This is a genomic window from Variovorax sp. PDC80 (assembly GCF_900115375.1).
Lineage (GTDB): Bacteria > Pseudomonadota > Gammaproteobacteria > Burkholderiales > Burkholderiaceae_C > Variovorax.
The window spans coordinates 316,378-329,150 of record NZ_FOWG01000010.1 but is presented as its reverse complement, the minus strand read 5'-3'; the positions used below and the strand labels follow the sequence as shown (position 1 = coordinate 329,150).

1 protein-coding gene is annotated in these 12,773 nt (G+C 73.1%); it reads left to right on the top strand.

What is annotated here, in order from left to right; genetic code table 11:
* The first annotated feature begins 10 nt into the window (after nucleotides 1-10).
* Nucleotides 11-12,751: a filamentous haemagglutinin family protein gene (locus BM109_RS27645; protein ID WP_371268848.1), complete on the top strand. Its 12,741-nt coding sequence runs from the start codon at nucleotides 11-13 to the stop codon at nucleotides 12,749-12,751.
* Nucleotides 12,752-12,773 lie beyond the last annotated feature (22 nt).

The following is a 12,773-nucleotide window of genomic DNA, read 5'->3' as shown; positions in this document are numbered from 1 at the left end:
CGTCTTCAGGATGGCACCGGTGGCGAGGGTCATCACGCTGATGCTGGCCGCGATCGGCGCGGCGGGTGCGGCGCATGCGCAGCAGCGTGCGTTCAGTGCGGCGTGGATGGCGCAGAAGAACATCGCGCAGGGACAGGCGATCGCGACGGGGCGGCTGCCCAATGGCTTGCCGGTGTCTTCGCTCAATACGCCGAGTGCGCAACAGCAGCAGGCGCGCGAGCAATTGCAGCGTTCGCTCGGCAATCTGAACCTGGCGGCGCAGAGCATTGCGGCGCAGCAGGCCGCGCAGGCTGCCGCGCGGCAGGCGGCGCTGGATGATCCTTCTTCCGTGCCTGATGGTCTGGCCGATGGCGGGTTGCGCGTCGACACCAATTCGTTGACCGCGGGCTGGCTCAATGCCCAAGCGCCCGTGCAATCGCAAGGTACCGATGGCCGCACCACGGTCACCATCCAGCAGACCGGCGATCGCGCGATCCTCAATTGGGAGACCTTCAACGTCGGCAAGCGCACCACGGTCGATTTCAGGCAGCAGGCCGACTGGGCCGTGCTCAACCGCGTCAACGACCCACAGGCACGGCCCTCGCAGATCCAGGGGCAGATCAAGGCCGATGGCACGGTGCTGATCGCGAACCGCAACGGCATCGTGTTCAGCGGTTCGAGCCAGACAGATACACGCAATCTCGTGGCCGCGGCCGCGAAGATCGGCGATGACCAGTTCAAGACGCGCGGCATCTACAGCGCGCAGGCGAGCGGGGCCTACACGCCGAGCTTCACCGATGCCGACGGCAAGGTCGACGTACAGGCAGGCGCTCGCATCAACACCACGCCGACCACCACGGTTACGCAGGGCGGCGGCTATGCGCTGCTGCTCGGCAAGGAGGTCGTCAACGCGGGTGCCATCGCCACACCGCGCGGCCAGGTGCAGATGGCCGCGGGCGATTTCTTCATCGTGCGACCCGGCCAAGGCCCCGCGGCGAACCAGACCTCCACCACGCGCGGCAATGAAGTGGCGCCGCAGTTCAATGCCGACAGCACGGCGGGCGCGGTCACCAACACCGGCCTGCTGCAGGCACCCGAAGGCGACATCACGCTCGCGGGCCGCAAGGTGGTGCAGGACGGCGTGGCCGTGTCCACGACGACGGTCGACACGCGCGGCACCATCCATCTGCTGAACGCGGCCAGCGACAAGCTCGGCAGCGTCACGGTGACAGCGCGTGGCCTCAACGCCATCCTGCTCGACGACCAGAACGGCCGCACCGCGCTCGACAGCCAGCGCGATGCGCTGATCGCCGACTCCGCAGTGCAGGACCTGGCGCGCCGTGTCGCGGCGGCCGATGTCTTCGACAACCTCGCGCGGCTCGACGACCGGCGCGACCAGTCGCGCATCGAGATCGTCTCGGGCGGTGGCGTGGTGTTCGAGGGCGGCTCGACCACGCTGGCCACGGGCGGTCAGATCGCGGTCAGTGCCAAGACGGGTCGCAGCACCGTCGCCAATGGCGCGCGGCTCGATGTCTCGGGCGCGGTCGGCGTGCAGGTCGCGATGTCCTCGAACAACGTCGAGATCAACATCCAGGGCAACGAGCAGCGCGATGCCCCGTTGAACCGCGACACCACGATGCTCAACAACAGCAACGTGTGGATCGACCGGCGCAAGCTGCTGCGCGTGGCGGCCGGCACGGGTGGCTACGACAAGGAGCGCTGGTACACGCCGGGCGGCCTGCTCGAGGTCGGCGGCTACCTGGGCCTGCAGGGTCATACGGTGGGCGAGTGGGGCGCGCAGGGCGGCAGCGTGGTGTTCGCGGGCAACGAACTCGTCGCGCAGGCGGGCTCGAACATCAACCTCTCGGGCGGCACGCTGGACGTGCAGACCGGGATGATCAAGCAGAGCTGGCTCAAGGGCGCCGACGGCCGCCTGTATGAAGTGTCGAGCGCACCAGCCGATGTGCAGTACACGGGCCTCTACAAGGGCTACGAAGACGCGCACAAGCGCTGGGGCGACAAGACCACGGGCTTCTTCTACAACCCGCTGATCGGGCCGCAGCAGCGGCTGGAGAACGGCTACACGGTGGGGCGCGACGCGGGGCAATTGATCGTCTCGACCGGCGCGGCCGTGCTCGAGGGCGACATCAGCTCGGGCGTTTACCAAGGCCCGAGGCAGACGATCAAGCGCGACGGCGGCATCGATGGCTATGCGCAGTCGCACGACGCCGCGGCGCTCGCCGCGCAACTGATCCTCGGCAGCTACACCAGCGCCTTCAACACCAATGCGAAGAACGGCCCGACCGGCGTGTTCCACAACCTCGCACCGACCCTGGACCACATCGTGTTCGGCAGCGACCAGCCCACGCTCGGTGACGGCATCGCACCCGATGGCCCGCTGCCGCAGGCGCGCAAGGATGCGCTCCATGTCGACAGCGACCGTCTCGATGGCTGGGGCCTTGGCGCGCTGATCGCCGTGGGCCGCGACAGCGTGCGCGTCGACGGCGCGCTCGCGGTGGCGCCCGGCGGCCGCATCGCGCTGCATGCGCAGCAGGTCGAGGTGAATGCGGACCTCATAGCGCGCGGCGGCAGCATCGCGCTGGGCAATGTGCTCAAGACGACCGCCACCACCGGCGTGACGGTCGAGACGCTGATGCCGTCCGACCCCGGCCATCCGACGGCGGTGACGGTGGCGAATGGCGCGACGCTCGACACGCGCGGCCTGTGGACCAACCTGCAGCTCGATCCGAGCAACGGCCAGGGCCTGCCCTACGTCGACGGCGGCACGGTCGACATCCGCAGCGCGGGCGCGGTGACGCTTGCGGCCGGCAGCCTGATCGACAGCTCCTCGGGCGCGGCCTTGAAGGCCAATGGCGCGCTGGTCGCGGGCCATGGCGGCGACGTGACGCTGTTCGCGGGCTATGCCGTGCTGCCGGGCGACGCGCCGATCGACGCACCGCTGCGGCTGGATGGCGAGATCCGCGGCTTCGGCGTCGCGGGCGGCGGCACGCTGACCCTGGGCTCGGGCCGCGCGGTGGGCATCGGCGCCGGCGTGCATGGCCTGAACGGCACGCTGGCCGCGGGCGAGACCACCGCGGTCAACCTGCAGCTCGAGCGCGACTACCTGGTGGCGGCCGGCGGCACCGTGCCCGCGGACTTCGCGGTGACGGTGCGCGCGGTCGCGGCGGGACAGACGCTGGCCGCGGCCACGGCACCGCAGATCGATGCCGGCGCCTCGCTCACGGTCGCGGCCGACTGGGTGGTGCCGGCCGGCGGCCTCTACGTGCAGTCGACCAGCGGCATCTACTACTTCGGCGGCAGCGTGGTGCCCGCGGGCACCGCCCTGGCCCGCTTCAACGGCACGCTGCCCGCGGGCTACACCATTCCGGGCGATGCCTTCCCCGCCGGCGTGCCGATCGCGCCGGTGACCACGCGCTATGCCGCGGGCACGGTGGTCGACAGTGCGCTGCGCATTCCCGCCGGCGCGCTGGTGCTGGGCGGCAGCACCGCGCTCGCGGCGCTGCCGGTACGTGCGGGCACGCTGCTCGACACCGGCCTGTTCCAGCAGGGCTTCTCGCGCTACGCCGTCCAGGGTCGCGACGGCCTCGAGGTCGGCGACGGCACGCGGCTCGAGGTCGCGATGCCGGTGCTGCGCATCGATGCCGAGCGCACGCGGCTCGTGCCCACGGGCGCCGCGCCCGAGGCGGCGCTGTCGCGCTGGACGCCGCCCGTGTATGCGGAGGACGCGGAGGCCGCCACGCTCACGCAGCGCGCGGGCGCGAGCCTGTCGCTCACGGCCGGCGCGCTGAACGCCACCGACCATGCGCCGCTGCGCATCGGCCGCGAAGCACGGGTCGCGGTCGATCCGGGCGCGGCGATCGCGCTGCGTGCCGACGGGCAACTCAGCGTCGAAGGCCGGCTCGATGCCTGGGGCGGCCGCATCGACCTCGCGAGCCTGCCGCAGGCGCAGGGCGCGAACGTGCTGCTCTCGACCGCGGGCCAGTCAGTGTGGATCGGCGAGGCCGCGGTGCTCGACGTGGCCGGCCGCGCCCACGTGGCGCGCGACACGCAGGGCCGCGCCTACGGCGTGGCGCCCGGCGGCGGCACCATCGCCGTGGGCCTCAGCGATGCCTACGTGATCGTGCGCCCCGGCGCCTTGCTCGATGCCTCGGGCGCGGCGGCCGAGGTCGACGCGGCCGCGGGCGCGAACGGTCCGGCGCTGTCGCGCACGGTGATGCTGGCGGGCGATGGCGGCGGCATCGAGATGCGCTCGTACAGCGGCATCGTGCTCGACGGCACCTTGCGCGCGCAGGCCGGCGGCGCCAACGCCTTCGGCGGCTCGCTGGGCCTGTACCTGCAGGAACGGCTGCAGGACCCCACGCGCGAGCCGGTCGGCGAGGCACGCAACCAGCTCTACACGGTGCGGCTGGTGCAGAACGCCGCGCCCAGCGGCCTGGCGTCCGACCTCGCGCCCGGCGAGGCCGATGCGCGGCTGGTCTACGGCCAGGCCACGCTCGGCGCCGACCAGGTGCGCGCTGGCGGCTTCGACGCGCTCACGCTGTCGGCGCACGACCGCATCCTGTTCGACGGCGACCTCGACCTGCAACTCGGCCGCAGCCTGAACCTGAAGCGCGGCGTGCTGACCGTGGCCGACGGCACGCCCGATGCGCAGGTGCGCATCGCCGCACCCTACATCCGCCTGGACGGCGGCAACTGGGACCTGAAGGAGACGCTGCCGCCGACCTTCATGCCGGGCCTGGCGCTGGCCGGCGGCGGTGCCGCGCCCGCGGGCCGCAGCGCGCTCACCCTGTCGGCCGACCTGATCGACCTCTACGGCGCCGTGCTCTCGGGCGCCACCGGCGTGAAGGGCGCGGGCTCGCCCGACGGCGTCGGCTCGCTGCCGCAGACCCGCGTCGTGCTCGACGGCTTCGCCGACGTGGCGCTGCACAGCAGCGGCGACGTGCGCCTGGCCGGCGGCTTCAACGTCAGCGGCAACCTCGAGGTGCGCGCCGCGCAGGTCTATCCGATGTCGGGTGCCTACGCGGCGCTGGTCGCGGGCAACCGCCCCACGGGCATCGCGCCCGACAGCACGCTCACCATCCGCTCGAGCACCGGCAGCGTGCCCGAGGTGCCGTACTCGGCCTTCGGTCAGTTGGTGCTGCTCGGCGGCACCGTCGACCAGGGCGGCGTGGTGCGCGCGCCGCTGGGCAACATCTCGATCAACACGCTGGGCGGTTTTCTGGGCACCGACTGGCAGGCCGTGCTGGTGCTCAACGGCGGCCCGGGCTTCGGCCCGGTGAACGCGAAGCTCACCGATCCCACGGTGATCCTGCGCGACGGCAGCCTGACCTCGGTCAGCGCCGCCGGCATGGAGATGCCCTTCGGCGGCACGGTGGACGGCGTGAGCTACGCCGGCCTCGCGAAGAACGGCCGCTACACCACGCAGTACAACCTCGCCGACACCTACGTGAGCCGCGGCGACAACAGCGGCACCAAGTCGGCCGACACCGACGCGCTGGTCAGCGGCATCAGCATCGGCGCCACGCGGCTGGTGGGCGAGGCCGGCGCGGTGCTCGACCTCTCGGGCGGCGGCGTGCTGCACGGCGAGGGCTTCACCTCGGGCCGCGGCGGCTCGGTCAACGTGCTCAACACGCCGCTGGTCAATACCAACCCCGCCAATGCCTCGCTGCGCCGCTTCAGCCAGCCCGGCAACGGCGTCTACGCCATCGTGCCGGGCCACGATCCGGGCTATGCGCCGGTGATCCTCGACAAGGGCGCGGGCGATCCGGCCATCGGCGCGCAGATCGAGATCGGCGCCGGCGTGCCCGGCCTGCCGGCGGGCACCTACACCTTGATGCCCGCGAGCTTCGCGCTGATGCCCGGCGCCTTCCGCGTCGAGCTCGGCGCGCAGCTGCCGCTGCGCAGCCTGGGCACGGCGGGTGCCGTGACGGCCGCGGGCGGCTCGTGGCTCGCCAGCGCCGTGCAGCGCGTGGCCGGCACCGCCAAGCGCGCCGCGGTGCCCACGCAGGTGCTGCTCACGCCGGCCGATGCGGTGCGCGACCTGGCCCAGTACAACGAGACCGGCTTCAGCGAGTTCCTGCTCGCGCAGGCCGAGCAGTTCGGCACGGTGCGCTCGCGCCTGCCCGAGGACGGCAAGATCCTCGACCTGCAGCTGCGCGCCAGCGACAAGATGCAGGAGCCGCTGCGCTTCGAGGGCACGGCTTTGTTCGGTGGCGCGACGCGCGGCGAGGCGCGCGGCATCGACGGCCTGATGTTCGTCGGGTCCGACGGCAAGCTCATCGAGGTCCGCCCGCGCGATGCCGTCGACGCGGTGCGCGACGGCAGCCGGCTGTCGCTGGCCGACAGCGCGCTCAACGCCTTCGCGGCGCCTTCGCTGGCCATCGGCGGCGCCTGGCGCTACTTCGACGGTGCCAGCACCCTGGGCGAGAGCGCACGCATGTACTTCGGCCAGGACGGCCGCGAGCATCCGGGCGTGGTGCTGCGCGACGGCACGGTGCTCAAGGCCGGCCAGGTGTTCCTGGTCGGCGACGCGATCTCGCTCGAGGGCGGCGCCGGCATCGACACGCGCGGCTTCGGCGGCCGGGTCATCGATTCGGCACTCGGCTACGTCTATGCCAACAGCCTCGCGTCGGGGCAGTTCGCGGGCGGACCGGCGGTGCTGGCCGTGGGCAACGGCCTGCTCGACTTCCTGCCCTCGGCGGGCACGAGCACCATCGCCGTGGCCGACGGCGCGCGGCTGCGCACCGAAGGCACCATCGCCTTCGCGGCACCGGGCGCGCTCGAGCTCGGCGAGGTCGACATGGGCGCGCGCTACCTCACGGTGGCGCAGAACCAGATCAGCATCGGCACCGCCGAGAGCCTGGCCGCGGCCGCGGCGGCGGGCGTGCAGCCGCAGGGCTGGCACCTGACGCAGGCCGTGCTCGACCGGCTGCTGCGCCCCTCGGCCGAAGCCGGCGTGCCGGCGCTCGAGCGGCTGAACCTCACGGCCGGCGGCGCCTTCAACTTCTACGGCACGGTCACGCTCGACACCGGCGATTCGCCGGTGCAGATGGTGTTCGCCACGCCGGCCTTCTACGGCTGGGGCAGTGCCGGCGACACCGTGCGCATCGCCACCCGCAACCTGGTGTGGAACGGCATCGGCACCGGCGTCGGCAGCGCCGACAACCCCTATGCCAGCGTGGCGCCCGCGCCGGTGCAGCCCGGCGGGCCGGGCACCGGCGGCGGCCGGCTGGTGATCGACGCGCAGACGGTGCTGTTCGGCTACGACGCGCTCAGCCGGCCGCAGCGCCAGACCGCGCTCGACCGTCTCGCGCTGGGCTTCGCCGGCGTGGAGATCCATGCCGCGGACCGCGTGAGCGCGAACAACGCCGGCAGCCTCACCGTGGGCGGCACCCAGGCCGCCGACGGCAGCCGCACGGGCGGCGACCTGCGCATCGTCACGCCGCTGTGGACCGGCGAGGCCGGCTCGAGCATGAAGTACGTGGCCGGCGGACGGCTGGAAGCGATCGCGCCCGACGCCGGCGCCCGTGCCGACACCGCGGCGCTCGACACGCTCGGCGCCAGCCTGGCGCTCGAGGCGCGCTCGGTGCGGCTCGACACCGCGCTGGCGCTGCCCAGCGGCCGGCTCTCGGTGCGCGCCGACGGCGACATCGCGCTCGGCGACGGCGCGGCCATCGATCTCGCGGGCCGCAGCATCGACTTCTTCGACGTGCGCAAGTCGAGCTGGGGCGGCGACCTGAAGCTCGAGAGCGCGCAGGGCAACATCGACCTGGCGGCCGGTTCGCGCGTGGACGTCTCGGCCGCGCGGCAGGACGCGGGCTCGTTCTCGGCCAGCGCCGCCAACGGCAGCGTGAGCCTCGCGGGCACGCTGCGCGCCGCGGGCGGCGGCGCGGACTTCGCCGACGGCCGCTTCGCGCTGACGACCGCGCGCCTCGGCGACGACGCCTTCGCGCAGCTCAACCGCCAGCTCGGCGAGGCCGGCTTCTTCGGCGCGCGCAGCTTCACCGTGAAGAACGGCGACCTGCGCGTGGGCGACGGCGTGCGCGCGCACGAGATCACGATCGCGGTGGACGGCGGCAGCCTGCGCATCGGCGGCACGCTCGACGCCTCGGGCCGCGGCGTCGGCAGCATCGTGCTGTCGGCGCGCGACGAGCTCGCGCTCGAGGCCTCGGCGCTGCTCGACGCGCATGCCGGCGCGCTGGCCGTGGACAGCCGCGGCGCGCCGATCGATGCCGCGAACCGCGCGCGCATCGCGCTGAGCTCGAGCCAGGGCACGGTGCGGCTGGCCGGCGGCGCCAGCTTCGACCTGCGCGCGGCCGACGGCATCGCGCGCGGCCAGCTCGACATCAACGCGCCGCGCACCGGCGAGACCAGCGGCGACCTGCGCATCGACGCGCCCGCGCCGCTGAACATCCGCGGCGCGAAGAGCGTGGCGGTCAATGCCTTCTGGACCTACCAGCCCACCGACGCCAACGGCAGCGTCAAGCAGAACAACGGCGATGCCAACGGCAGCCCGGTCGGCGCCGACGGCATGGTCGGCCTCGACCAGATCGACGCGCGCAGCCGCGCCTTCATCGACGCGGCCTGGAACAACGCCGGCCTGCAGGGCCGCCTGGCGGGCCTGAAGATCGACGGCGATGCCTTCCACCTGCGCCCCGGCGTGGAGATCCGCAGCAGCGGCGACCTGCACACCGTGGGCGACCTCGATCTCTCGGGCTACCGCTACGGCCCCGGCGCGAACGGCACGCGCGGGGCGGGCGAGGCCGGCGTGCTCACCTTGCGCGCGGGCGGCGAGCTGCACATCGACGGCAGCATCAACGACGGCTTCGCGCCGCCGCCCGACTCGCCCGACAGCAAGGTCTACCGCGAGGTGCTGAACTCGGTGACGCTGGAGACCGACTACCAGGTGCCCGCGGGCGGCCTCACGCTCGCCGCGGGCAGCCAGCTGCCGTATGGGGGCGTGCTCGGCTTCGACCTCGCGCTGCCGGCCAACACGCTGCTGACCTTGTCGGACGACGCACCGCTGCCGATGGACGTGGTGCTCGGCGGCAACACCCTGAACAACCGCGTGAAGGCGAACGTGGTCACCACGGCCGACATCATCCTGCCGACCGGCCGCGTGATCCCCGCGGGCACCAACACCTCGACGCTGGTCGGCGTGATCGGCACCACCACGGCGAACCTGCGGCTGCCGGCCGGCACCGTGCTGCGCGCGGGCATGAACGCGATCCAGTTCAGCAACGTCGCGATCTACGGGATGCGCATGGTGGCCACGACCTGGCGCGCCGGCACCGACGTGGCCGTGCTCAACGGCCTCGAGCTGGCCGACCCGGTCGAGCTCGCGGCCGGCAGCGTGCTGCCGGCCGGCATGTTCGTGAGCAGCGCGCTGGCGCAGACCGGCAGCCGCGCGATCTGGGCCATCGCGCCGATGCTCGGCGCGGGCAGTGCCTCGTGGTCGATGCGGCTGGTGGGCGGCGCCGACCTCGGCAGCAGCGATTCGCGCGTCGTGCGTTCGCAAGGCGGCGGCATCACGCTCAACGATCCGTTCCAGGTCAACCTGCAGGGCAAGGGCCTGGGGCCGCAGGCGCCCGGCACGAGCGTGGTGCGCACCGGCACCGGCGACCTCGAGCTGTTCGCCGCGGGCGACTACACGCAGCAAAGCCTCTACGGCGTGTACACCGCGGGCACCTGGGTGCCGGGCACGGGCGCCGGCACGGTCTGGAACGCGCCGCGCGAACTGCAACCCGACGGCACCACGCTGGGCAGCAACCTCGGCGACCGCGACGGCTACCTCGCGGCCATCGACCCGAACCGCATGTGGTACACGACCGGCGGCGGCGACTTCACGCTGGCGGCCGGCGGCAACATCCGCGGCCTGCAGGGGAGCAATTCCGAGCTGGTCGGCGGCTGGCTGCTGCGCCAGGGCGCCGGCGAACTCGGCCAGGCCACCGGCTGGGGCGTGATGTTCGGCTCCTACGTGCTCGACGGCCCCGGCGTGTACGCCGACTACGCGGGCCTCGGTCTCGCGGCCTACGCGGGCCTGGGCGCCTTGGGCGGCGGCAATGCGCGGGTGCGCGCGGGCGGCGACATCGGCACCGACCTCGCCGACACCGACCTGCCCACCAGCGGCCGCGGCATCGTGGTCGCGGTCGGCGGCAGCGGCCGCGTGATCGACGGCGCGGTGGCGCAGACCGGCGGCGGCTTGCTCTCGGTGCAGGCCGATGGCCGGATCTACGGCGGCCAGTACGCCAACCTGCGCGGCGACACCGCGCTGCGCGCGGCCAGCCTCGGCGTGATGCAGCTCAAGAGCTACAGCGTGAGCCTCAACGACGACCCGCGCGGCCTCGACCCCTACATCGCCTATTCGGCCGCCAGCCGCGGCGGCGCGGTGTTCGCGCCGGGCGACGGCCGGGTCAGCGTGCAGACGCTGGGCGACCTGGTGCTGCGCGGCGTGATCGATCCGGGCCGCGGCATCCAGCGGCTGGAGACCCGGGTCAGCCTGGCCGACGGCAGCGAGGGCGCCGCCTCGAGCTGGTACACGCTGTGGACCAACGCCACCGCGATCGAGCTGTTCTCGGCCGGCGGCAACCTCTCGCCGCTGGGCACCGCGTCCGACACCACGACCGCGTTCCTGCCCTCGGTGCTGCGCGCGGTGGCACCCGGCGGCAGCATCTACTTCGCGGGCCGGCAGCAGGACGACTACCTGATGCCGTCGCCCACCGGCCAGCTCGAACTGCTGGCCGGCAACCGGGTGTCGGGCGTGAGCGCGAACAACACCAGCAACGCCGGCTCGCCGATCGGCCTGCTGGGCACCTCGGCCGACGCCATCGCCACGCCGTTGCGGCCGGCCTGGCGCGCGATGACGCCCGGCGATTTCGACGATGCGGCGCTGCTCGCGAGCAACTACTGGCGCGGCGGCACCTCGGCGATCGACGGCATCGCGAACCTGATCATCTACGCGAACGCCTACAGCCCCTACAACGGGCGCTACAACGGCACCGGCGGCACGCCGTTCATGTTCGGCCCCAACACGCTGAGCGACGACAGCATGGCCGGCAGCGGCACCGTCTCGCACGTCTATGCGCTGCGCGGCGACATCCAGAGCGTCGCGATCGGCGAGGTGCGCAACATCGGCAGCAGCTTCGACGGCACGCAGGGCCAGTACTTCCTGGCCTCGAAGCCGCTGCGCATGCTGGCCGGCGGCGACGTCGTCAACAGCGGCGGGCTGATCGCGCACGGCAGCGCCGCCGAGGTGTCGATGGTGGCCGCGGGCGGCGACATCTTCAACCAGGGCAGCGCCACCGGCTTCGCGATCCTCGGCCCGGGCACGCTCGAGGTGAGCGCGGGCGGCGACATCTACCTCGGCAACCGCGCGAGCCTCACCAGCCTCGGGCCGGTCTCGGCGGCCGACAAGCGCCCGGGCGCCGGCATCGTGCTGCAGGCCGGCCTGGGCGCGGGCACGCCGGGCGAGGGCGCGAGCGATGTCGCGGGCTTCGCGAAGCGCTACCTGGACCCCGCCAACCTCATCGATGCCTCCGGCGCACTGGCCGACCAGCCCGGCAAGGTCGCGAAGACCTACGACGCGGAGCTGGCGGCCTGGCTGGGCGAACGCTTCGGCTTCTCGGGCACCAGCGCCGAGGCGCTGCGCTATTTCGAGGCGCTGCCCGGCGAGCAGCAGCGCGTGTTCGTGCGCCAGGTGTTCTATGCCGAACTCACGGCCGGTGGCCGCGAGTACAACGACGTGGACAGCAAGCGCTACGGCAGCTACCTGCGCGGCCGCGAGGCCATCGCCGCGCTGTTCCCCACGCTCGACGCGGCCGGCCGGCCGGTGGCGCGCAACGGCGACATCACGCTGTTCCAGGGCGCCAGCACCAACGCCGGCGTGCGCACCGTGGCCGGCGGCGCGATCCAGACCCTGACGCCGGGCGGCAGCACGGTCGTGGGCGTGGAAGGCGTGGTGCCCGCGACGGGCGACGAGGTCACGCCCGCCGGCCTGCTCACGCAGGGCGAGGGCGACATCCAGATGTACAGCAAGGGCAGCATCCTGCTGGGCCTGTCGCGCATCATGACCACCTTCGGCGGCGACATCCTCGGCTGGTCGGCCGAGGGCGACATCAACGCGGGGCGCGGCTCGAAGACCACGCTGGTCTACACGCCGCCCAAGCGCGAATACGACGCGCTGGGCAACGTGAAGCTCTCGCCCAACGTGCCGAGCACCGGTGCCGGCATCGCCACGCTCGACCCGATCCCGGAAGTGCCGCCGGGCGACGTGGACCTGATCGCGCCGCTGGGCACCATCGATGCGGGCGAGGCGGGGATTCGCGTCTCGGGCAACGTGAACCTCGCGGCGCTGCAGGTGGTGAATGCGGCCAACATCCAGGTCAAGGGCGAGTCGGCCGGGTTGCCGGTGATCGCGTCGGTCAACGTCGGCGCGCTCACCAATGCCAGCGCCGCGGCCTCGCAGGCCACGATGGCGGCGCAGGACACGGTGCAGCGCGAACGCACGGCCGCGCGCCAGGCCTTGCCCTCGGTCTTCACGGTGCGCGTGCTGGGCTTCGGCAACGAGCAGCCCGAGGGCCGCGATGGCCGCGACGACGCGCCCAAGTCCTCGACCGGCGCCAGCCTGCCGCCCAAGGAACGCTACGACCCGGCGAACCTGGTGCAGCTGGTCGGCCGCGGCCAGGACTTCCGGCCCGGCCAGCTGGCGCGGCTCACCGAGGACGAGCGCCGCCGGCTGCTGCAGGACCGCTAGCGCTCCCGCCACGGACCTCCCC

Excerpts from the sequence above, each read along its gene's own strand:
- BM109_RS27645 (WP_371268848.1), top strand. The coding sequence starts at position 11 with ATGGCACCGGTGGCGAGGGTCATCACGCTGATGCTGGCCGCGATCGGC.